Source organism: Bacillus sp. JK106 (assembly GCF_053663355.1).
The window spans coordinates 232619-254084 of record NZ_JBSJQC010000005.1; the positions used below are offsets into that span (position 1 = coordinate 232619).

At 47.8% G+C, this 21466-nt stretch carries 21 protein-coding genes; 15 read left to right on the plus strand and 6 right to left on the minus strand.

Annotated features, from left to right (window positions below; translation table 11 throughout):
* Nucleotide 1: 1 nt before the first annotated feature.
* Nucleotides 2-328, plus strand: coding sequence for a hypothetical protein (locus ACWJJS_RS18615; RefSeq protein ID WP_003155568.1), 327 nt, complete (start codon nucleotides 2-4; stop codon nucleotides 326-328).
* A gap of 11 nt (nucleotides 329-339) precedes the next feature.
* On the plus strand, nucleotides 340-1179 hold the full coding sequence (locus ACWJJS_RS18620) for a YihY family inner membrane protein (protein ID WP_003155567.1): 840 nt from the start codon (nucleotides 340-342) through the stop codon (nucleotides 1177-1179).
* A 185-nt stretch (nucleotides 1180-1364) separates the two neighbouring features.
* On the opposite strand, the gene ACWJJS_RS18625 is transcribed toward ACWJJS_RS18620, so the two are convergent.
* Nucleotides 1365-2543 (minus strand): MFS transporter, encoded by a 1179-nt coding sequence (locus tag ACWJJS_RS18625; RefSeq protein WP_014304624.1) that lies wholly within the window; start codon nucleotides 2541-2543, stop codon nucleotides 1365-1367.
* A 158-nt stretch (nucleotides 2544-2701) separates the two neighbouring features.
* Here ACWJJS_RS18625 and cax point away from each other — a divergent pair, with 158 nt between their 5' ends.
* A complete protein-coding gene (gene cax / locus ACWJJS_RS18630) occupies nucleotides 2702-3757 on the plus strand; it encodes a calcium/proton exchanger (RefSeq protein WP_077721939.1) in 1056 nt (351 codons plus the stop codon).
* Between the two features lie 70 nt (nucleotides 3758-3827).
* Nucleotides 3828-4622: a YfkD famly protein gene (locus ACWJJS_RS18635; protein WP_088005349.1), complete on the plus strand. Its 795-nt coding sequence runs from the start codon at nucleotides 3828-3830 to the stop codon at nucleotides 4620-4622.
* 28 nt (nucleotides 4623-4650) lie between these two features.
* Here the strand turns inward: ACWJJS_RS18635 and ACWJJS_RS18640 are convergent, their stop codons facing one another.
* Both ACWJJS_RS18640 and yfkAB read right to left on the minus strand, forming a co-directional pair.
* Nucleotides 4651-5484 (minus strand): mechanosensitive ion channel family protein, encoded by an 834-nt coding sequence (locus ACWJJS_RS18640; protein ID WP_015388541.1) that lies wholly within the window; start codon nucleotides 5482-5484, stop codon nucleotides 4651-4653.
* A gap of 6 nt (nucleotides 5485-5490) precedes the next feature.
* Nucleotides 5491-6612: a radical SAM/CxCxxxxC motif protein YfkAB gene (gene yfkAB, locus ACWJJS_RS18645; RefSeq protein WP_454023809.1), complete on the minus strand. Its 1122-nt coding sequence runs from the start codon at nucleotides 6610-6612 to the stop codon at nucleotides 5491-5493.
* A gap of 146 nt (nucleotides 6613-6758) precedes the next feature.
* Between yfkAB and ACWJJS_RS18650 the strand changes: the two genes are divergently transcribed.
* Nucleotides 6759-6944, plus strand: a complete 186-nt coding sequence (locus tag ACWJJS_RS18650) for an SE1561 family protein (protein WP_003155558.1) — start codon at nucleotides 6759-6761, stop codon at nucleotides 6942-6944.
* 100 nt (nucleotides 6945-7044) lie between these two features.
* Nucleotides 7045-7836, plus strand: coding sequence for a delta-lactam-biosynthetic de-N-acetylase (pdaA, locus tag ACWJJS_RS18655; protein WP_237436845.1), 792 nt, complete (start codon nucleotides 7045-7047; stop codon nucleotides 7834-7836).
* A 34-nt stretch (nucleotides 7837-7870) separates the two neighbouring features.
* Here pdaA and ACWJJS_RS18660 read toward each other — a convergent pair whose 3' ends face one another.
* The 3 genes from ACWJJS_RS18660 to corA all read right to left on the minus strand — a co-directional run bounded on the left by ACWJJS_RS18660 (nucleotide 7871) and on the right by corA (nucleotide 10452).
* Nucleotides 7871-8731 carry an NAD(P)-dependent oxidoreductase gene (locus ACWJJS_RS18660; RefSeq protein ID WP_172614536.1) on the minus strand — a complete coding sequence of 287 codons (861 nt, stop codon included), beginning with the start codon at nucleotides 8729-8731 and terminating at the stop codon, nucleotides 7871-7873.
* A 50-nt stretch (nucleotides 8732-8781) separates the two neighbouring features.
* A complete protein-coding gene (locus tag ACWJJS_RS18665; RefSeq protein WP_454023810.1) occupies nucleotides 8782-9429 on the minus strand; it encodes a hypothetical protein in 648 nt (215 codons plus the stop codon).
* A gap of 63 nt (nucleotides 9430-9492) precedes the next feature.
* Nucleotides 9493-10452: a magnesium/cobalt transporter CorA gene (gene corA, locus ACWJJS_RS18670; RefSeq protein WP_003155549.1), complete on the minus strand. Its 960-nt coding sequence runs from the start codon at nucleotides 10450-10452 to the stop codon at nucleotides 9493-9495.
* Nucleotides 10453-10558: 106 nt separating this feature from the next.
* Between corA and ACWJJS_RS18675 the strand changes: the two genes are divergently transcribed.
* The 9 genes from ACWJJS_RS18675 (at nucleotide 10559) to lpdA (ending at nucleotide 21400) form a co-directional block, all read left to right on the plus strand.
* A complete protein-coding gene (locus tag ACWJJS_RS18675; protein WP_077721942.1) occupies nucleotides 10559-11422 on the plus strand; it encodes a DNA-3-methyladenine glycosylase family protein in 864 nt (287 codons plus the stop codon).
* 144 nt (nucleotides 11423-11566) lie between these two features.
* Entirely contained in the window at nucleotides 11567-12967 is a 1401-nt protein-coding gene (gene rlmD / locus ACWJJS_RS18680) for a 23S rRNA (uracil(1939)-C(5))-methyltransferase RlmD (protein WP_070081509.1), read from the plus strand.
* 734 nt (nucleotides 12968-13701) lie between these two features.
* Nucleotides 13702-13983, plus strand: a complete 282-nt coding sequence (locus tag ACWJJS_RS18685; RefSeq protein WP_094247152.1) for a YfzA family protein — start codon at nucleotides 13702-13704, stop codon at nucleotides 13981-13983.
* Nucleotides 13984-14870: 887 nt separating this feature from the next.
* On the plus strand, nucleotides 14871-15854 hold the full coding sequence (locus tag ACWJJS_RS18690) for a tRNA dihydrouridine synthase (protein ID WP_167860598.1): 984 nt from the start codon (nucleotides 14871-14873) through the stop codon (nucleotides 15852-15854).
* A gap of 157 nt (nucleotides 15855-16011) precedes the next feature.
* Nucleotides 16012-16491 (plus strand): DUF6884 domain-containing protein, encoded by a 480-nt coding sequence (locus ACWJJS_RS18695; protein ID WP_353575404.1) that lies wholly within the window; start codon nucleotides 16012-16014, stop codon nucleotides 16489-16491.
* A gap of 275 nt (nucleotides 16492-16766) precedes the next feature.
* Entirely contained in the window at nucleotides 16767-17768 is a 1002-nt protein-coding gene (acoA, locus tag ACWJJS_RS18700) for an acetoin:2,6-dichlorophenolindophenol oxidoreductase subunit alpha (RefSeq protein ID WP_025854017.1), read from the plus strand.
* Between the two features lies 1 nt (nucleotide 17769).
* Nucleotides 17770-18798 (plus strand): acetoin:2,6-dichlorophenolindophenol oxidoreductase subunit beta, encoded by a 1029-nt coding sequence (acoB, locus tag ACWJJS_RS18705; RefSeq protein WP_043866923.1) that lies wholly within the window; start codon nucleotides 17770-17772, stop codon nucleotides 18796-18798.
* Between the two features lie 14 nt (nucleotides 18799-18812).
* A complete protein-coding gene (locus ACWJJS_RS18710; protein WP_353575403.1) occupies nucleotides 18813-20006 on the plus strand; it encodes a dihydrolipoamide acetyltransferase family protein in 1194 nt (397 codons plus the stop codon).
* A 14-nt stretch (nucleotides 20007-20020) separates the two neighbouring features.
* A complete protein-coding gene (gene lpdA, locus ACWJJS_RS18715) occupies nucleotides 20021-21400 on the plus strand; it encodes a dihydrolipoyl dehydrogenase (protein WP_095315892.1) in 1380 nt (459 codons plus the stop codon).
* Nucleotides 21401-21466 lie beyond the last annotated feature (66 nt).

Sequence of the window (21466 nt, forward strand, 5' to 3'; positions counted from 1 at the left end):
GATGAAGCAGACACGCATCATGGCAAAAGCGATTCTGATCGGCGCTGCCGCCGGCGGAGCACTGTCCTTATTACATAAGCCGACGAGAGAGGCATGTTTCCGGAATATGGACGCGTGCAGGCGGCGTGCGGCATTTTACCGAAAACATCCTGAAGCCCTGAAGCAGCAGGCTTCTGCAAAACTGGATCAAGTGAAAAGCCTCGCCAATACCGTATCGGACGATCTGAGTTTTTTAAACGGGCAGATCACCAAGCTGAAGCAGACGACGCCGCAGGTCATTGACCTGTTAAAAGAAACGAAGGAGCATTTTTCGAAAAACGATCATTGAGGTGGGATGTCATGAGTTTTATAAAGGAGCTGTTTGCAAGGTTTTCTCTGCATGAAGGACAAAGTAAATCGGCGGAGCTGGCGTATTTTTTCCTGCTGTCATTGTTTCCGTTAATGATTTTCATGCTGACGCTCACCGCCTATCTTCCCATATCGGCAGAAGACGTGCTCGGGGCGGTCGATCAATACGCGCCCGACAGCGCCATGTCCATGGTGAAATCCATAACGGAGCAAACGCTGAACAAGCGCAGCGGCGGACTTTTGTCATTCGGGATTATCGCCGTCATCTGGTCGGCTTCGAATGGTATGAACGCGATTGTCAGAGCATTTAACCATGCCTACGAAGTCGAGGAAAACCGCTCATTTATCATCATTCGCCTGACCTCAATTTTTTTAACCATTGCGATGGTGGTTACGATTTTAATCGCACTGCTTCTGCCGGTGTTCGGCAGAGAAATCGGAATGCTGGCCGCAGATTTCATCGGCGCCTCGGACCTGTTTTTGCAGGTGTGGTCGGTTGTCCGCTGGGGTATCAGTCCGCTTATCCTTTTAATCGTGTTCACCGCGCTTTACATATTCGCGCCGAATAAAAAGCTTTCCCTCCGTTTTGTCCTGCCGGGAGCTGTATTCGCGGCAGCCGGCTGGATTATCGTCAGTATGCTGTTCTCATTTTACGTCGGCACCTTTGCCAACTACAGCGCCACATACGGGAGCATCGGGGGAATTATCGTCCTTATGATCTGGTTTTACCTTACGGGAACCCTGTTGATTTTAGGAGGAGAAATCAACGCGCTTTTACATAAACGTAAAAAGCTTCCTGATGAAAATCCGTACCGCGGGAGCAAGCTATAGAGGAACGGATGACGTTCAAGCTGAAAAACGGAGGGAATCGGCTATGACCAAGCATACGAAAAAAGGCGGAAGCCATAATAAACAAAACTCAAAAAACGGCCCGAAGAATAAAACAAGCGGAAGCGCCAACGGGCAGAACGGATACCACTAGAAAGAAGCCGCCTGGCTCAGATCAGGCGGCTTTTTTATGTGGCCGGAAAAGAATGGGATTCGGAAGCGGGGCTGTGCTTTGTTTTCCCGAAGACGAGCGCAAGCCAAATACAGACCAGAATCACCGTAATAAAGTAAAACAAGTTGGCGCTTTCAAACCGCTGCATATACCAGCCGCCCGCCACCGGGCCGATCATGCTTCCGAGACTGAAGGAAATGCCGCAGAGCAGGTTGCCCGCCGGCAGCAGATGGGACGGCAGCAGGTCGCTCATATAGCTGATGCCGAGGGAAAACATACTGCCGACCGCCATCCCCGCCGTGAAAAAGCAGCAGCCGATGACAGAAGGCGACGGAAACAGTCCGGCCGTCAAAAAGCAAAGGGCACCCGTTAATAAGATGACGAGCAGGACACGTTTTCTCCCGAATCGATCGCTTAATAAACCGAGAGGGAACTGGAATACAATACTTCCGATGGCAAAAGCGGGCAAGATCAGCGCGACGGCATCAACGGATATACCTAAACGAAGGGCGTACACGGGAAAGCTTCCGTTCAGCGCCGTTTCTAAAAAACCGTACCCGAAAGCCGGGAGAAAAGCGACCCAGCCGAAAAGAAGGGCGCGGTAAAACCGTTTTGCGCTGTTGTCCCCGGATGTTTCATCCGGACCTTGCGCCGGGTACTCGTTACGTAAGGCAAACACAAACAGCCAGGCACAAAGACTGATACAGCCGGATACGATAAACGGAAGGGACGGACTTGTTTTCACAAGAGGGACCATGAAAGGGCCGACAGCGAATCCGAGCCCGAAGGACAGTCCGTACAGCGAAATGTTTCTTCCTCTGTTTCGGGGCGTTGACTTGGAAGTCACCCACGTTTGGGTTGAAAAATGCAGCATATGATCCCCGATTCCGATAAGCAGCCGAAGAAAAAACCATAACCATATGGATTGAAGCCAAATAAAACTGAATAAGCTGATGATAACAAGAAATCCGCCCATGACCATCAGAGGTTTGAATCCGAGCTTGCGCAGCGGGGCCTCCATAAACGGCGACGCCAGAAGCACGCCGATATAAAGGCCGGTTGCGTGAAGTCCGTTTATGGCTGCGGATTCTCCGTTCGTTTCAAAAATGACGGAGATCACCGGCAGCAGCATGCCTTGGGAAAATCCGGAGATGGAAACAAGCAGAACCAAAATAAAGAAGTACAGTCGTGACATCGCGTATTTCTCCTTCTTCAGTATCTTTCTTGATCGTACACGGATTTTCCGCGTCCGGCAACCTGAAAATGCCAATTCGGGCTGCCGAGGAAGTGTAATTGAGGGAGTTTTTGAGAAGGATATAAAAAGACTTATTCGAAAAAAGGAGCCAGGCAGATATGAATCGGATTTTTTTCTTTACGGCTGCGGCGGGAGTTCCGCTTTCAGTCATCGGCGGCCTGATGCACTGGCCGTCAGCGGTTTTGTTTATTATTTATTGCTTGACGATTATTGCGCTTGCAAGTTATATGGGGAGAGCGACTGAATCTCTTGCCATTATCGCGGGACCGCGGATCGGCGGTCTGCTGAATGCCACGTTCGGTAATGCGGTAGAGCTGATTATATCGCTTTTTGCCCTAAAAGAAGGGCTGACGGGCATCGTTCTTGCTTCACTGACCGGTTCGGTGCTCGGCAATCTTTTGCTCGTCGCGGGACTGTCGTTTTTTATCGGCGGTTTGAAATATAAGCGGCAGGAATTCAATATTCATGATGCACGGCATAATTCTGGCCTGCTGATTTTTGCCATTATCGTAGCTTTTGTCATTCCCGAAGTATTTTCCATGGATATGGGGGAAAAAAACAAGCTAAATTTGAGTGTCGGCATCAGCATCATCATGATCCTTTTGTACGTGGCAGCTCTTTATTTCAAGCTCGTCACCCACCGCGGTGTTTATCAGCCGAATCAGCCGGAGGCAAAGGAAGAAGAGGAGCAGCCTGAGTGGTCGGGGAAAAGAGCGACAGCCGTCTTATTTATTTCAACTATTATTGTCGCCTACATATCTGAAAACCTTGTCCATACGTTTCATGCGGTGGCTGAACAGTTCGGCTGGAGCGAGCTGTTTATCGGGGTGATTATCGTCGCAATTGTCGGAAATGCCGCAGAGCATGCGTCGGCGATTATTATGGCGTACAAAGACAAGATGGATGTCGCCGTTGAAATCGCGGTAGGTTCGACTTTGCAGATCGCCATGTTTGTAGCCCCGGTTCTTGTGATCTGTTCTATCTTTTTTCCGGTCAATATGCCGCTTGTATTCACATTGCCCGAGCTTGTGGCGATGATATCATCCGTCCTTTTGATGACGATGATTTCAAATGACGGCGATTCGAACTGGTTTGAAGGGGCTACGCTCCTTGCCGCTTATGTCATCATGGCGATCGGTTTTTTCCTGCTTTAACCTGTAAAAAATGCGGATAACAACGATTGCGTAGGAAAAGACTAAAGGAAAATGCTATAGAAAGAGTGATATGATGAGAAAGCTGTTTCATGCCACATTGATTCTGCTGTTATCCTTTAGTTTTTTCGCAATGCCGTCTGCCGGTGCAAAGAAACCGTTTAAGGTTCCTAACTCTGTCGTAAGCATTTCAAAGGAAAATACGTATCCGAATGCTTCACAGGACCAGCCGATGCTTCAGCCGAGCAAACTGGCAAAGGAATTGTTAGATACATCCGAGATCAACATCGAAAATCCGCATCTGATAAAAATGCTGAATGAATCCTCGGTTTCCGGTTCACCGCTTGCCATCGGCTACCGGGCGACAATATTTCTCGGGAAATGGGCGCTCGGCTATCAATCGAACGAAACGGTCGCCAACTGGGAATATAAAAAAATTAACACAAACAGAGCGGATAACCGGGGCGGACAGCAAACCGCGGTTATCTCATACGCCCAAGAACAGCAATACAAAATCAAAGGCGGGCTCACAGCGAAGGTGCCGAACGCAGAAGACGTAAAAAGTATGATGATGCAAAAAGCGATGAAGAAAACAAAACTGCCGCTCGCTTTTGAAACGGTTATCGGCGCAGGCACAAAACGCGATCAAACCTACAAAATTTCTCCGCAGCGGCTCGGCTACCTGCACGCCTACGCTCCGGCCGTTAATGAAAAAGGAAAAGTAACATACGGTGAAGTGTATTTGGTGCTGAAAGGCAGCAAGCGGAAACTTGTCGTCAAAAATGTGACTTCGCAAGGAATCGGGGCTTGGATTCCGGTACAGGATCACGTCACATTCGGTTTTCAAATGACAGCGCAGCCGAGATAACTAAAAAAAGCTGATTCCGGTTCGGGAATCAGCTTTTTTGTGTGTGATACATTTCCTCAAGCAATTGCACATTGTTGTTGTACAGCTCCCGGGCAAGAACGCGTCTCACCGCAAGGCTCGCCGAGAAGTATTCTTTATCTTGAACCATGCCTTTGACGGTAAATTCTATGCCTCTCGTCAATTTGTTCAGGCTCATGATTCCATGTACTTGAAACGGCTCCGTCGCATTGAGAAATTCATCCCGCTTCAGTGAATCGCGAAGCTCATCATTGAGCATGTCGCAGGCTTTTTCTAAGACGGCATATACCCGCTCGGGATCTTCTTTATAACTGATCACGACGGACTCGGTAATCCGCATAAAATCAATGTTATAGTTTTGAAGCTGTCTGACCTCACCGTTTGAAATGGTAAGCAGCTTGCCGGTCCACTCACGGATCTGAAGGGAACGGAGCCCGATTTCTTCGACTGTGCCGTTGAACAGATTGTTAATCGTCACGTAATCGCCTTTATGAAGCTGGCGTTCGTATATCAAAAAGACACCGGCCAATATGTCCTTGATTAACGACTGGGCGCCGAAACCGATGACGATACCGGCAACACCCGCCCCGGCTAAAATTCGGCCGAAATCATGAACGAATAACGAAATGACGTAAAAGATAAAACCGATCGTCGCCGTATACTGGGTGATGGATCGGACGAGGCTTTCAATCGTTTTCCCTTTCCGTTCCTCCAAGAAATCTATGCGTTTAAATAACACCTGGACAAAGCGGTTGATCAGAAAAACACCGGCGTAAAGAACGAGAGCGACGATGATGATCTCAACCACTTTGCTTTTCAAAATATCCGTAATTGTCGTTTCCATCTTCTGTTAACCTCTGGCTTTTCGTAATGAAAAATCCGTGTCCTGATAATAACTGTTTTTGACAAGGACGTTCGGTCCGAGGCACCGGACGTTTGTGCAGCGGCAGTTCAGCTCTTTGCTCAGCTTCGTCTGTCTCCACTTGTCATATGCATCGGGAAGGCTGTCTGTTTTAATATTGCCGAGCGGCGGTGTATCGCCGAAATCCGTGACAATGATATTTCCGTCAAAAATGTTCACATTCAGGCGGGAGCGGCCGTCAGGGTCGTTTCGCACCGTAACGTTTTTCGCTTCCCGCAGGCGGCGGAGGAGCTTCTGGTCTTCTTCATCAGGGCTGCATGCGTAAAACGGGAGCGTGCCGAACAGCATCCATGTCTCTTCATCGCGAATGTCGAGCAGATGATGAATGGCCTGTCTCATGTCCTTCAGGCTGAGTGATTCAAGCGCGCTGGCGAAATCACTCGGATACATCGGATGGACTTCGTGCCGCTGGCATTTCATTTCTTCCGTAATCTGCCGGTGAATATGTTCAATATGCGGCAGCGTGCGTTTGTTCAGCATCGTTTCCGCTGAAACCATTACGCCTGCTTCGACCAGCGTGCGGCTGTTTTCAATCATTTTGTCAAAATAGCGCGCCCGCTGTTCAAATGTCGGTTTCTTCTCCATCATCGCAAATCCGATGTCGGCAAAGTCCTCGATTGTTCCCCAGTTGTGGGAAATGTGAAGAACGTCCAAATAAGGAATAATCCGTTCGTAGCGCCCGATATCAAGCGTCAGGTTTGAATTGATCTGTGTGCGCACGCCGCGTTCATGCGCATATTTCAAAAGCGGGACGACGTATTCCTTTACCGATTTCAGCGAAAGCATCGGTTCGCCGCCCGTAATGCTGATAGAGCGCAACAGAGGAATTTCATCAAGCCGCTTTAATAAAAGGTCAATCGGCAGCGCATTCGGGTCTTTCGGCTGGAGCGTGTACCCGACGGCGCAGTGCTCGCATCTCATATTGCACAAAGTCGTCGTTGTGAATTCAACGTTCGTCAATTTCATATCTCCATACTGGTCGACATCCATGTACGCTTCCCAAGGATCGTACTCCGGTGTGATCGGACGCAGTGTTGTGTTTTGTGTCATGACTATCTAACTCCTTTATAAATGGGGCATACTAACGTCTGCCAACTGTTAATTTTAGACCTGATCTGCCAAGATCGCAAGTAGCGGAACCATTGAAAAACGCCAAAAAATACGCTACCATTATAAAAAATGAATGGAGTGGAAGTATGGGGAATGCAGTAAACAGCAAAGATCAGCAGCTCGATTACCTGAAGAACAGACTCGATATGTTTATGAATGTCATTGATTCATTAGACCCTGAATCAACGGACGTTGAAGATATAGACCGGCTCATCGGCATGCTTGATGATCTGGAAGCAAAATACGAACGCTTTAAAAAGGATTGGGAATAACCCCCGGCGGATGCCGGGGTTTTTCTTTTTCCATAATGCGGCTGTATAAAAGGGCAGGGCCTACTGCAAAATAAGGAAAAATGCAGAAGGAGTGCTGGTCATGAAATGGTTTTGTTCAATTTGCTGCATGGCCGTTTTACTTGCAGGAGGCATCAACAGCGCAGAAGCGGTGCCGAATGAACGGATAAACTGGGGATTTAAACGCAGCGTCAATCATCAGCCGCCGGAGGCCGGCAGACAGCTGGACAATCTGGTCAAAAAATATGATGCCTTTTATTTGGGCAATACGAAAGAAAAGACCATCTATTTAACGTTTGATAACGGATATGAAAATGGGTACACCCCGAAAGTGCTTGATGTGTTAAAAAAACATCACGTCACGGGCACTTTTTTTGTCACGGGTCATTTTGTGAAAGAGCAGCCTGATTTGATTAAACGGATGTCAAAGGAAGGCCATATCATCGGCAATCATTCTTTTCATCATCCTGATCTGACGACAAAAACGGGCGATCAGATTCAAGACGAACTCGATTCCGTCACGGAAGCTGTGTACAACATTACCGGAAAGCGGGACAATCTGTATCTCCGTCCGCCGCGCGGCGTATTCAGCGAATATGTCCTCAAAGAAACGAAGCGCCTCGGCTACCAAACCGTTTTCTGGTCCGTCGCATTTGTCGACTGGAAGGTTAACGAGCAAAAAGGGAAACAATACGCCTATGATCACATGATAAAGCAGGCGCATCCCGGCGCGATCTACCTTCTTCACACCGTTTCAAAGGACAATTCAGAAGCTCTGGACGATGCCATTACCGATTTGAAAAAAGAAGGCTACACGTTTAAAAGCATTGATGACCTGATGTTTGAGAAAGAAATGAAGCTGCCGCGCCTGTAAAAAACACCTCTCCTGGTAATGGAGAGGTGTTTTGTTATTTGATACATTTAATCAAAGCGGCCCAATCCAGATCCCCGAAGCCTTGTGCGATCCCGCTTTCAAACTGGCTCTTGGCCAGTTCGGCAAGAGGGAGTTTTGCGGAAACCTGTTCTGCGGCGGCGAGCGCCAGATTGGTATCTTTCAGCCCTAAAGACATTTTGAAGCCGGCCGGCTCAAATTTCTGCTCGGCCATGATGGTTCCGTAATTTTGATAGACGGGAGAGCCAAAGAGCGCATTGGCGATTTCTAGAAATTGTTTTTGTTCTAAACCGAACTTCTCCATCATTAAGAATGATTCAGATAACGCCTCCAGCATAGAAACGAGCAAGAAATTGACGCTGATTTTCGCGGCATTGGCCGTTTTTGTTTCTTCACCCGTGTCAAATACTTGCTGACTCAGGATGTTAAGCAGCGGTTCGGCCTTTTTCTTCGCTTCTGCCGGTCCGGCTGTGATGATGCGAAGCTCGGCCTTCTCGGCGGCATCGGGGCGGCCGAGGACGGGAGCGGCAATAAAGGACTGCCCTCTGCCCGAATGTGCGGCGGAAAGCTGTTCTGACAACGCCGCACTGATCGTGCTCATTGAAATATGAATGCCGTTTTCAGATAACCCGGCAATAATGCCGCAAGCTCCGAACGTCACGCCTGTTACGGCTTCATCGTCTGACAGCATTGACAGCACGATGTCCGCATGTTCAGCTGCCTGGCGGGGCGTTTCGGCATATTCGGCCCCTTTATCCAGCAGGTCAGCCGCTTTTTCTTTCGTCCGGTTATATACAGTCAGGCTGTATCCGGCTTTCATGATATTTTCGGCGATGGGGCGGCCCATATTGCCGAGTCCGACAATGGCGATCTTCATTTGACAGTCCCTCCAATGAAAAGTTTTCCACCATTATACATGCAAAATGGTTAATCTGCTGTGTACAGGATTTCCGCTTTCAGTTCAGGTTCTGAAGACCATCCGGAGTCTGAGGCGGCTTTCCCCTTATAAAATCCGGTAAACCGCGTCTTGATGATTGTTTTCGAACGGGGCTTTACAGTGAACGTTTTTGATTTGAATGTGACGTCCTTTATGTTTTCTGATAAATCCGGCGTGACAGAAATGGTTTGTTCCCCTTTTCCGTAATGATTGATATAAAGCGTGCAGCTCATGCCCGCTCTTTTTCGCTCAATCAGATGACTGCATTCGCTGCGGTGCTTCAAATATTCGACAGCCTCTTTTTCGGGCGCGAACTGTTTTAAGGAAAAAGCGGCATATTCGGTGGCAGGACTGATACCGGAAGCGGCCCCCATACTGAGAAAGATCAGAAACAGCCCCGCCGCGGGAAGCGTCCGCCTGAACGCGGCGGCACACCAGATTAACGCCGCAAAGTAAAGGACGACCCCGGGAATGACGGAGATATGGGCTCCGTCTTCCGACCAAGAGGAAAAGCCGAGTAACTCAAAGATGTAATCAGACACCGTACAGCCGTTATACAGCGGGGCAATGGACATGACACTGAATAGCAGGAGGACAGAAGAAATGATTTTGTGAGAAAAGATGGTAACGGCGCACACCTCTTTACGTTTTTTTCCAGACTATCATGTTTTCTCAAAAAAAAGAACAGCCGGCAGCCGTTCTTACTTGAAAATATTAAACCAGCCTTTGCGGGCGAACCAAAACAGCATGGCGGCCACAAGAACGGCCATGACGCCCAAAACGATAAAATACCCGTATTTCCAATGAAGCTCAGGCATGTTATCGAAATTCATGCCGTAAACCCCCGCGATGAACGTCAGCGGGATAAAAATGGTCGAGACGATGGTTAATGTCATCATAATGGCGTTCATCCGGTTTGAATTCAGCGTCACATAGCTGTCCCGTAAATCTGACGTCATATCACGGTTTGACTCGATCAGCTCGGCCAGTTTTAACAGGTGGTCATAAATATCGCTGAAATATGCCTTCGTTTCACGGCTTTCTTTTACATGGTCAAGGCTCAAAATCCGGTACATTAAATCGCGCATCGGAATGATCGTCCGTCTCAGGTTCAAAAGATCCGTCCGCAATTCAAACACTTCATTCATTAATGTGCCGTAAGATTTATGGGTTCTGCTGTCTTCAATTTCATTCAGCCGGTCTTCAATTTTGTACAGCACGGGGAAATATTCATCGACAAGCTGATCCATAATCATATAAGTGATGTGCCCCGGCCCTTTTTTGGCTAATCCCGGAGAAGCGAAAAACCGTTCTCTCACCCTTGAGACGCCGGGCGATTCGTGCAAATGGAAGCTGACGATGAAACGGTCGGACTGAAAAATGTCCACCTCTTCCATTTCCAGTGTGTCCGGGTTCAAGGCGTGGAGCACATAAAAACGGTAGCCGTCATAATGGTCGATTTTCGGCCGCTGCATGTGCTGAAAGCAATCCTCGATCGCAAGCGGATGAAAGTGAAAATAATCCCGCAGCAGCTCGGTTTCATGCATCTCAGCGCCGAAAAAATCAATCCAGTACCATGCGATGTCCGGTTGTTCTGTACGTGATAGGGGGATATTATCTAATATCTCATTATGTGTTGTGATTGCGGTTATATGTATCATAAACAACCCTCCGCCTGCCATTATATCATGCGGCGTTATGAAGAAAAGTATACGAATTGCCGCCCGGCCGCTTCATGATATACTTGGACAAAAAGGGGTGGAGCATATGTGGAAGGAAACGGTTTCGGTCACGCCGCCGTATCATTTTGATAAAGTCCTTGAAAGGCTGTCGCTCGATCCGCTGAATGCGGTCGATCTTCATGCAAGATCAATCAAAGTGCCGCTCAGAACACGGGACGGCAAACTGTCCGTCATCACGGTTCAAGCGGAAGGCACCGCCGCAGACCCGGTCTTCCTCGTCAGCGGAGAAACGGACCGCGAGGAGATGATTGAACGGATCAAACACATTTTTCAATGGGAACAGCCGCTTCAGCCTGTGCTTGATCATTTCTCAAAAACAAATCTGTCGGCGCTTTTTGAGGAGCATGCGGGAACCCCGCTCGTCTTGGAATATGACGTCTACAACTGTCTCATGAAATGCATCATCCACCAGCAGCTCAACCTGTCTTTCGCATTTACCTTAACGGAACGGTTCGTCCATGCCTTCGGTGAACAAAAAGACGGCGTCTGGTGCTATCCCGAGCCGAAAACGATCGCGGCGCTTGATTATCAGGACTTGCGGGAGCTCCAGTTCAGCATGAGAAAAGCGGAATATGCGATTGACATTTCACGCATGATTGCAGGCGGAGCGCTCAATCTGGCGGAACTTACCCATTTATCGGATGAAGACATTATGAAAAAGCTGATCACCATCAGAGGCATCGGCCCGTGGACCGTCCAAAACGTCCTCATGTTCGGCCTCGGCCGCCCGAATCTGTTTCCTTTGGCGGATATCGGCCTGCAAAATGCCATCAAACGCCGCTTCGCCCTTGAGGATAAACCGTCGAAAGACGTGATGCTTCAGGTAAGCAGCGAATGGGCGCCGTATTTAAGCTATGCGTCCCTGTATTTGTGGAGAAGTATTGAATGAAAAACCGCTTTGAGGATTTTTGGAAACTTCCAGTGAAAAACATGAAGGAACAGCCGGCTGCATGTTATACTGAAAAGATGTGATATTTCAAATCAGCCGTTTTCCCAGGAGAAAGGCTTTATATAGAAACGGAGAGAAAAAAACGTGAATCAACATCAAAAAAAGGCGCCTGCCGAATTGAAAATCGGGCAGACATTTCCGCTGACCATCAAACGTCTCGGCATTAACGGAGAGGGCGTCGGCTATTTTAAGAAAAAAGTTGTCTTCGTTCCCGGCGCTCTGCCCGGGGAAGAAGTCGTTGCCGAAGCGACAAATGTGCAGCCGAAATTTTCAGAAGCACGCGTCAAAAAAATCCGCAAGCCGTCTGAACACCGCGTCACGCCGCCATGCCCGGTCTACGACCAGTGCGGCGGCTGTCAGCTTCAGCATCTGGCATACACCCAGCAGCTTCGCGAAAAACGCGACATTGTCATTCAGTCTCTGGAACGTCATACGAGATTCAATGTCGAAGAAATGAACATTAAAGATACGATCGGAATGGACAACCCTTGGAATTACCGGAACAAAAGCCAGTTCCAAGTCGGACGCTCGCAAAGCGGCAGCATCATTGCCGGCTTATACGGACTTGATTCTCATAAAATCGTCCCGATTAAGGAATGCATTGTCCAGCATCCGGCGACAAACAAAACAACGGGTATCGTCCGCCGTATTTTGGAAAAACACAACGTATCCGTTTATAACGAACGGACCAAAAAAGGCGATGTCCGCACCATCGTGACGAGAGTCGGTTTTGAAACAGGCGAAGTGCAGGTCGTGCTTGTCACTGCGAAAGAGACACTGCCGAATAAAGATGAGATCGTCAAAGCCATTCAGAACCGGCTGCCGGAAGTGAAATCGATTATTCAAAACGTCAATGGCGCGCGCACATCCGTCATTTTCGGTGACAAAACAAAAGCGCTGGCCGGAAGCCATGCCATTCAAGAAGTGCTCGGTGACGTGTCATTTGAACTGAGCGCCCGCGCTTTCTTCCAGCTCAACCCTGAGCAGACGGTCAAGCTGTATGACGAAGTGAAACAAGCGGCTCAGCTGACAGGAAAAGAAAAAGTCGTAGACGCGTATTGCGGCGTCGGTACGATCGGCATGTGGGTTTCAAGCGGCGCAAAAGAGATCCGCGGCATGGACGTCATTAAAGAATCAATTGATGATGCGAAGAAAAACGCCAAAAAACACGGCATCAAAAACGCGGCATATGTCACAGGAACAGCCGAACACTGGCTCCCGAAATGGTCGAAAGAAGGCTTCCGTCCCGACGTGGTCATCGTCGACCCGCCGAGAACCGGCTGTGACAGAACATTTTTAGATACCATCAAAAAAGTAAAACCGAAACGCTTCGTCTACGTATCCTGCAATCCTTCCACACTGGCGAAAGACTTGCAGACGCTGTCGAAGGACTATCGCGTCGAATATATTCAGCCTGTGGATATGTTTCCGCAGACGGCTCATGTGGAAGCTGTGGCGAAGCTTGTGTTGAAATCGTCTAACTAAAATAAACAATTCGTAATCAGACCTGGATTCGGTATAAACATTTCCGATTTCCGGGTTTTTTTTATGCGGAGCCTTTGCCCTGGCTGTCTTTTCTAAACTTTATGTTTCTTCTTTTCTCGGAGATCTTTATTTAAACTGACGAAAAGAGTTGAAAAACGTGTGGAAAAGCGAGTGAAAAACAGCCAATTTTGACCTCGTTTGTATAATGACGCTGTGGTGTATTATGACATTATTGGGATAATGTAAAATAATTTGATATCATTGGTTTGAAATGAAGTTGTAACATTATTCAACTGTAAAGTATTTATCATGCCAAAGTAAGTAGGTCTTTAATAAAAGATAAACAGGAGGTGAAACCGAATGAGAGATATTGGAATTTCAACAACTGAACGAAGGTTCTGAAGTAGAAGCTGTAAAAGGCAAGGGTGCTTACTTACACTAATCACCAGCGGCAGTTGGCACATCGATAAAAGATCAAACACACTAAAAAAGCATGTTTGGTCGTTATACATAATATGAAAGCCTAAACAGGAAAAGGACCCCAATTATTTCTCTTGTTCCAAAAAAAGGAATAAATATGAGGCGGAACCGCAAGAGATAACAACTCTTACAGTAATACCTGCGATGGTTATATTCTTAATAAGTAATTATTGCGACAATCATGCTTCATCATATAATGATGTTAGATTGACACTAGGCTAAAAAGTATTGCAGAAAAGGAAATGGATAATGAAATGGGTAAAGTATATAAAAGAAGTTGGTTTCACACGTTGTTGGCATTTTTAATATCACAGCTTTATTTTAATTTTGTAGAATTAACGGGATGGGGTCCGAATTATAGAGAAATGAATGGATTCCCAGCAAACATAGTTGAACTGGATTTCTTTCAAACATATCTTTCATTCTATGATAATCCATGGTTTAATATTGTCACTGTTTTCTTGGGGGTTTTCACTGTTATACAAATCATTACAGGTATAACAAAGAATATTCGAAATGAAAGCAATAACTTCTGACGCCTTATTTAATGATGAAAGAAAATGAACACTTTCTTATTAATCTTATGAATGAAGACTGCGGCACTTAGTCAGCAGTCTATTTTATTGGTTTTGGATCAGAATTACCGGATCGTAACCTTATACAAATATATATAGGTGATTGTATAAAGATATTAACATATGGGCTTTGAAAGCCGATCGACCCTTAGTACATATACTGTATAGAGCCAGAAGCCACTTGCTGCGTTGGTTATTTCTAAACCATGAGCAAATCCGAAAAGATCCAGATTGAAGTTCTTGAATTCTGTTAAGTTCAAGTTTATTTTCTCTTCCCATCCTCTTTACTTCATGTGATTCACAATCGGCAAGTTAAGGCTTTTTCTTTTTACATTCTCTTCAGTACTCAGATATACCCCCCCCAGCCCCATTTGCTTAATCAACTTATTTCTTGAAATTTGTTTTATGGTAATAGGGAGAACTCATATGATATTCTATTTAGGTTGGACTCCTTTTTATCCAAAAAGAGCAAAAGTAAGGACGCTAAGAAAGATGAAGGTCAGCGCTAATCTTAATAAACCACAATATAATTAAAAATTAGGTGTAGATAATCATCACACTTTTTTCTCTCTCAAACCCTTTTAAAGGTTAAGGAATTGACTGAGTTGATCAGAAATGAACGATATGGGGTTAACTATAGCGATAGTCTATTACGTTAACTCAATTAATGTGTTCTACTCCAGTTTGCTTTTTCACTTTTTAACGTGTAAAAAGTGAAATGTTCAAAATTTACTATCGTTTGATAAGAAGTGCTGACACATGCTATAAGTGTAAAAGAAGCATGGTCAGTTTTTAATTTTGGGATAAAGGTTTGGCTGTATCCCATCATGAAAGGATTTGGATTTGTTATGACAGATAATTTCTGGCGTGGATTACCGCGGCCATTTTTTGTACTGGCACCAATGGAAGATGTGACGGATGTCGTTTTTCGCCATGTTGTGAGTGAAGCAGGCAGACCTGATGTGTTTTTCACAGAGTTTACAAACTCAGAAAGCTATTGTCACCCGGATGGGAAGGATAGTGTACGCGGCCGTTTGACTTTCACGGAGGATGAACAGCCGATGGTTGCCCACATATGGGGAGATAAGCCTGAAAACTTTCGCCAAATGAGTATTGGGATGGCGGAATTAGGGTTTAAGGGCCTGGATATCAATATGGGCTGTCCTGTACCTAATGTGGCTGGGAATGGAAAGGGAAGCGGCCTGATTTGCCGTCCTGAAGTTGCGGCAGAATTAATACAGGCGGCGAAAGCAGGAGGTCTGCCGGTAAGTGTGAAGACGAGACTTGGCTACACGGATGTTGACGAATGGCGCGGCTGGCTGACACACATACTGAAACAAGACATTGCGAATCTTTCCATTCATCTGCGTACAAGAGCGGAAATGAGTAAAGTAGATGCGCATTGGGAGTTGATCCCGGAAATCAAGAAACTTCGTGACGAGATTGCGCCAGATACCCTTTTGACGATCAATGGGGATATTCCTGACCGTGAAACCGGCTTGAAACTTGCTGAACAATACGGTGTTGACGGGATTATGATTGGACGAGGCATTTTTACTAATCCGTTCGCCTTTGAAAAGGAGCCGAGAGAGCATAGCAGTAAGGAATTGCTTGATCTTTTGAGATTACATCTGAATCTCCATGATGAGTATTCAAAAGAAGAAGCTAGAGCATATAAACCGCTCCCTCGCTTTTTCAAGATATATCTCCGCGGGTTCCGGGGAGCAAGTGAATTAAGAAATCAATGCATGAATACAAAGTCAACAGATGAAGTGCGTGCATTGCTCGATGACTTTGAGAGAAAGTATCTTGATGGGATGGAGCAAGAGTGACATAAACAACCCTTCATCCGGCCCGGAGTTCGGTTTGAAATCCGGGTCTTTTTGTGTGCAGCTTTTACCCAGACAGATCCATGGCCGGTTTCGTCATGCAGAAATAAACGAATAATGGTACATTGATAGGACATACATCATAAAGGGGGAGAGAAAAATGAAACGACTGTGCATCATCCCCTGCGGCAAGAAAAAAATTTGGGATGTCCATTCAGATACAGGGCCGGTAAGGGCGGAAGACGCTTATCTCAGCCCGTTTCATCAGGCATGCGAGCGATATGCGAAAGCATTTTTCGATGAGTGGGTGATTTTGTCGGCGAAGCACGGATTCCTTCGTCCGGATGATACTGTTCCCGGAAATTACGATGTCACTTTTGGAACCGGTCACCCGGAGATCATGGCAGCGGACGAGCTGCGCCGTCAATTTCATGAAAAAGGCTTTTCCGACGTCGAAGAGCTTGTCATGCTTGGCGGGAAAAAATACCGAAGCGTTCTAAATGCCGTCATCGGAGAGCATCAGCATATCACCTGGCCTCTGTCATCGTATAAAGGCATTGGCTACATGCTTCAAGCGCTGAATCAGGCTGTTGAAGAAAAGGATGAACTGCAGCGCGTGGATATGAAAAAAAGAGTGTAACCACTCAAGCGCCGCGTTAGACTGTATGCGGAAGAATGAAGCAATAAAAGATTTCCGAGGAAATAAATACGTCGATCATTGTCAAAGACAGGGTGATGCCCGGTCTTTTTTGTATGCCATAAAACGAGACAAAGTGATCAGATCGAGACAAAATGAGACACCTGTCTCAAACTGTCTCCATTGTAAAAATAAAAACATTCATTTTACGGGCTTCAAAGGCTGGCATGCTTCTTGCATTTATAAGTGTGAACCCTAAATAGAAGGAGGCGCACAAAATGGAATTGTTAAAACGAGAAGGCTTGTCATTAACTGAGGAAAAAGCGCTGTGGATGTACCAAAAGATGCTGGAAATCAGGGGCTTTGAAGACAAAGTGCATGAACTGTTCGCGCAAGGAGTGCTTCCCGGATTCGTCCATTTGTATGCCGGTGAAGAAGCGGTAGCAGCAGGGGTGTGCGCTCATTTACATGATGGCGACAGCATTACAAGCACACACAGGGGACATGGCCATTGTATCGCCAAAGGCTGTGATCTGGACGGCATGATGGCGGAAATATTCGGAAAAGCGACCGGACTGTGTAAAGGCAAAGGCGGTTCTATGCACATTGCGGATCTTGATAAAGGCATGTTAGGCGCAAATGGAATCGTCGGGGGCGGATTTACGCTCGCATGCGGATCAGCGCTCACGGCTAAATATAAACAAACTAAAAATGTAAGCGTTTGCTTTTTCGGGGACGGAGCCAATAACCAAGGCACCTTTCATGAAGGGCTGAACTTAGCGGCAGTATGGAACCTTCCTGTCGTGTTCATCGCCGAAAACAACGGCTACGGCGAAGCCACGACATTTGAGTACGCGTCAGCCTGTGATTCAATCGCCGATCGGGCGGCTGCCTACAACATGCCTGGGGTCACGGTGGACGGAAAAGATATTTTAGCAGTTTATCAGGCGGCCGGGGAAGCGATAGAAAGAGCAAGAAACGGCGGAGGCCCGTCTTTGATTGAATGTATGACTTACCGAAACTACGGCCATTTCGAAGGCGATGCCCAAACTTATAAAACAAAGGATGAAAAGACTGAGCATCTTGAAGAAAAGGATGCCATCCAAGGCTTTAAAAACTATCTTCTAAAAGAAACAGATGCAAATAAATTGTCAGACATCGAACAGCGAGTCAGCGAATCGATTGAAAAAGCCGTCTCGTTCAGCGAAAAGAGTCCGTATCCGAAAGAGTCAGAGCTGTTGACAGACGTCTACGTGTCATATGAAAAAGGGGGAATGTGAGATGGCGAGAGTCATAAGCATGTCGGACGCGATCAATGAAGCAATGAAGCTTGCGATGAGAAGAGACGACAATGTGCTTGTAATCGGTGAGGATGTCGCCGGGGGAGCGGCGGTCGATCATTTGCAAGATGATGAGGCATGGGGCGGTGTACTCGGGGTCACAAAGGGTCTCGTACAGGAATTCGGGCGCAGCCGAGTGCTGGATACACCGATTTCTGAGGCGGGCTACATGGGTGCGGCCATGGCTGCGGCATCCACGGGGCTGAGACCGATTGCCGAGCTGATGTTTAACGATTTTATCGGAACGTGCTTTGATCAAGTGATCAACCAAGGGGCGAAATTCCGCTATATGTTCGGCGGTAAAGCGCAAGTGCCGATCACCGTCCGCACCACATACGGAGCCGGGTTCCGGGCAGCGGCTCAGCATTCGCAGGCGCTGTATGGCCTCTTCACCAGCATCCCGGGGCTGAAGACAGTTGTGCCGTCCAATCCGTATGACGCCAAAGGTTTGCTGCTGGCGGCAATAGAAGACAATGATCCGGTATTCTTTTTTGAAGACAAAACGTCCTACAACATGAAGGGCGAGGTGCCGGAAGATTATTATACAATTCCGCTCGGAAAAGCGGATATCAAACGCGAAGGCAGCGACATCACGCTGTTTGCGGTCGGCAAGCAGGTTAATACCGCGCTTGAAGCGGCTGCACAGCTTTCTGAGAAAGGCATCGACGCCGAGGTGCTTGACCCCCGGAGTCTGTCTCCTTTAGATGAGGAAGCGATTTTCACATCGCTAGAAAAAACAAATCGGCTGATCATCATTGACGAAGCCAATCCGCGCTGCAGCATCGCCACGGATATTGCTGCGATTGTCGCCGATAAGGGCTTTGATTTGCTTGATGCGCCGATTAAGCGGATTACAGCGCCGCATACACCGGTGCCGTTTTCGCCAGTGCTTGAAGATCAATATTTGCCGACACCAGACCAAATTGTCAGCGTCACGCTTGAATTGCTTGGCGAGCCGGCAATGAATTAAAGGAGGGATATAGAATGGCTGTAAAAGTAGTAATGCCGAAGCTGGGAATGGCGATGAAGAAAGGTGAAGTATCCGTCTGGAATAAAAAAGTCGGCGACCCGGTTGAAAAGGGAGAAAGCATCGCCAGCATCAACTCGGAAAAAATAGAAATGGAAATAGAAGCGCCTGAAAGCGGCACGCTTCTTCACATTAAAGTCAAAGAGGGAGAAGGAGTCCCCCCGGGAACGCCCATCTGTTATATCGGGGAAAACGGCGAAGAAGTGCGGGAGAAGGAGGCGCCGGCTCCTGAAAATGCAGGGAAACCGCAATCTGAACCTGAACATATTCCCGCTCCCAAAGCCGGGCAAAAGCGTAAACACCGCGTGAAAATATCTCCCGTTGCCCGAAAAATGGCGGAGAAAGCCGGGTTGAAAGTTGACACGCTGAACGGGACGGGGCCCGGAGGCAGAATCGTAAAAGCTGACGTCATCAAGGCCGTGAAGACAGAAGCTGAACCGCAGTCTTCGGTTCAGACGGCACAGCCGGAGGGAAAACCGGCTTCAGCGATGAGAAAAGTGATAGCAGACCGAATGCACAAAAGCCTGCAAAACAGCGCCCAGCTGACGCTGACGATGAAAGCGGACATTACGGAGCTTGTAAAATGGCAGCAGCAGCTCGCCGACAGCGCGAAAAAGCGGAGCGGTGTTAAACTGACGGTCACACATTTCGTATCCCGGGCCGCGGTGCTTGCGCTGAAACAGCATCCTGAGCTGAACAGCTCTTATCAAGAGGAGCGGATCATCACCTATCCATATGTCCACCTCGGGATGGCGGTTTCTCTTGAAAACGGTCTCGTCGTGCCGGTGATCCGGGATGCGGAAAAGCTTTCATTCCTTGAGCTTGCGGATCACATCAGCACATCGGCACGCCGGGCGCGGGAAGGCAATGCTTCCGGAGATGATCTGCACGGATCGACATTTTCTATTACAAATCTCGGGGGTTACGGAATTGAGCATTTCACCCCGATTCTTAATCCGCCTGAAGCCGGTATTCTCGGAGTGGGCGCAAGCTATGAAACGCCGGCGTTTAAAGGAGATGAGCTTGTCAAAAGCACCATGCTGCCGCTGAGTCTTACCTTTGATCACAGAGTATGTGACGGCGCCCCGGCTGCGGACTTCCTGAAAACGGTCAAAGCGCTGCTTGAAGAGCCTGCCGGTTTGATTTTATAGAGAGAGGTGAAAAAATGAAACTAGCCATTATCGGCGGCGGGCCGGCCGGATATGCAGCTGCCGTGACTGCCGCGCGGAGAGGAGCAGAAGTCGTTCTGATCGACAAAGGGCCGCTCGGAGGCACTTGTCTCAATGAGGGGTGCATCCCGACAAAGTCGCTTTTGGAAAGTGCGAATGTGCTCGATAAAATCAGGCATGCAAATACATTCGGCATCGAACTGCCGCAAAACATTACACTCAATTGGAACCGCATGCAGGGGCGCAAACGGCAAATCGTCAGCCAGCTCGTGCAGGGAATTCAATACTTAATGAAAGCAAATCAGATTAAAGTCATCAGCGGGACAGCCTCATTTCTCACAGAGCAGACATTGCTTGTTGAAGAAGAAGGAGGCGCAAAAGACATTCTGGAAGCGGACCGGATATTGATTGCATCCGGATCTGAACCGGCGGAGCTGCCGTTTGCCCCATTTGACGGCGATTGGGTAATCGACAGCAAAGATGCGCTTTCTTTACAGAAAATCCCTTCGTCTCTGCTCATTGTCGGGGGAGGTGTGATCGGCTGCGAATTTGCCTCTTTATTCAGCCGGTTTAAAACGAAAGTGACGGTGATTGAATCGGCTGACCGGCTGCTCCCGGCAGAAGACGGGGAAATCGCCGCCGTTTTCGAAGACTCTTTAAGAGACAGCGGGGCTGATATTCAGACAAAAGCCGCCCTTCAGCGGATTGACAAAGAAAGGAAAACCGCCGTGTGGACAAAAGACGGAAAAGAAATTGAGGCTCAGGCTGATCACATTTTGGTTGCAATCGGCAGAAAACCGCGTTTGCAAGGCCTGAATTTGGATCAAGCCGGCATCCGGTATTCTCCGCGCGGGATTGAAGTCAATGACCATATGCAGACCAATGTGCCTCATATATATGCGTGCGGCGACGCGGCCGGAGGAATGCAGCTCGCGCATGCCGCCATTCATGAAGGAATCACAGCCGCCGCGCATGCCTCGGGAAAGGATAGCAAAGTCAATATGCGGGCGGTGCCCCGCTGTATTTATACATCGCCGGAAATGGCAGCTGTCGGGCTGACGGAAACACAGGCGAGAGAGACATACGGAGATGTGAAAATCGGAGAATGCTCATTTTCTGCTAACGGAAAAGCGTTAATTAAGCATCAGCACGGCGGCAAAATGAAAATCATTGCCGAACCGGAATTCGGAGAAATCGTCGGAGTGTCAATGATCGGGCCGGACGTGACGGAATTGATCGGTCAGGCGGTCATGATGATGAACGGTGAAATGACGGCGGATATGTCGGAGCACTTTATCGCGGCGCATCCGACTCTGTCAGAAACGCTTCAGGAAGCCCTGCTGAATGTCACCGGACTTGCGGTGCATTCCGTATAACCGGAATACCCTTTCTCAGATGAGAAGGGGTATTTTTCGTTGAAAGCGCTTTACTTTTCCCCTACA

What these genes read in the sequence shown, in the direction of transcription:
- ACWJJS_RS18615 (WP_003155568.1), top strand. Translation starts at nt 2, where the DNA reads ATGAAGCAGACACGCATCATGGCAAAAGCGATTCTGATCGGCGCTGCC.
- ACWJJS_RS18620 (WP_003155567.1), top strand. Translation starts at nt 340, where the DNA reads ATGAGTTTTATAAAGGAGCTGTTTGCAAGGTTTTCTCTGCATGAAGGA.
- ACWJJS_RS18625 (WP_014304624.1), bottom strand. Translation starts at nt 2,543, where the DNA reads ATGTCACGACTGTACTTCTTTATTTTGGTTCTGCTTGTTTCCATCTCC.
- cax (WP_077721939.1), top strand. Translation starts at nt 2,702, where the DNA reads ATGAATCGGATTTTTTTCTTTACGGCTGCGGCGGGAGTTCCGCTTTCA.
- ACWJJS_RS18635 (WP_088005349.1), top strand. Translation starts at nt 3,828, where the DNA reads ATGATGAGAAAGCTGTTTCATGCCACATTGATTCTGCTGTTATCCTTT.
- ACWJJS_RS18640 (WP_015388541.1), bottom strand. Translation starts at nt 5,484, where the DNA reads ATGGAAACGACAATTACGGATATTTTGAAAAGCAAAGTGGTTGAGATC.
- yfkAB (WP_454023809.1), bottom strand. Translation starts at nt 6,612, where the DNA reads ATGACACAAAACACAACACTGCGTCCGATCACACCGGAGTACGATCCT.
- ACWJJS_RS18650 (WP_003155558.1), top strand. Translation starts at nt 6,759, where the DNA reads ATGGGGAATGCAGTAAACAGCAAAGATCAGCAGCTCGATTACCTGAAG.
- pdaA (WP_237436845.1), top strand. Translation starts at nt 7,045, where the DNA reads ATGAAATGGTTTTGTTCAATTTGCTGCATGGCCGTTTTACTTGCAGGA.
- ACWJJS_RS18660 (WP_172614536.1), bottom strand. Translation starts at nt 8,731, where the DNA reads ATGAAGATCGCCATTGTCGGACTCGGCAATATGGGCCGCCCCATCGCC.
- corA (WP_003155549.1), bottom strand. Translation starts at nt 10,452, where the DNA reads ATGATACATATAACCGCAATCACAACACATAATGAGATATTAGATAAT.
- ACWJJS_RS18675 (WP_077721942.1), top strand. Translation starts at nt 10,559, where the DNA reads ATGTGGAAGGAAACGGTTTCGGTCACGCCGCCGTATCATTTTGATAAA.
- ACWJJS_RS18685 (WP_094247152.1), top strand. Translation starts at nt 13,702, where the DNA reads ATGGGTAAAGTATATAAAAGAAGTTGGTTTCACACGTTGTTGGCATTT.
- ACWJJS_RS18690 (WP_167860598.1), top strand. Translation starts at nt 14,871, where the DNA reads ATGACAGATAATTTCTGGCGTGGATTACCGCGGCCATTTTTTGTACTG.
- ACWJJS_RS18695 (WP_353575404.1), top strand. Translation starts at nt 16,012, where the DNA reads ATGAAACGACTGTGCATCATCCCCTGCGGCAAGAAAAAAATTTGGGAT.
- acoA (WP_025854017.1), top strand. Translation starts at nt 16,767, where the DNA reads ATGGAATTGTTAAAACGAGAAGGCTTGTCATTAACTGAGGAAAAAGCG.
- acoB (WP_043866923.1), top strand. Translation starts at nt 17,770, where the DNA reads ATGGCGAGAGTCATAAGCATGTCGGACGCGATCAATGAAGCAATGAAG.
- ACWJJS_RS18710 (WP_353575403.1), top strand. Translation starts at nt 18,813, where the DNA reads ATGGCTGTAAAAGTAGTAATGCCGAAGCTGGGAATGGCGATGAAGAAA.
- lpdA (WP_095315892.1), top strand. Translation starts at nt 20,021, where the DNA reads ATGAAACTAGCCATTATCGGCGGCGGGCCGGCCGGATATGCAGCTGCC.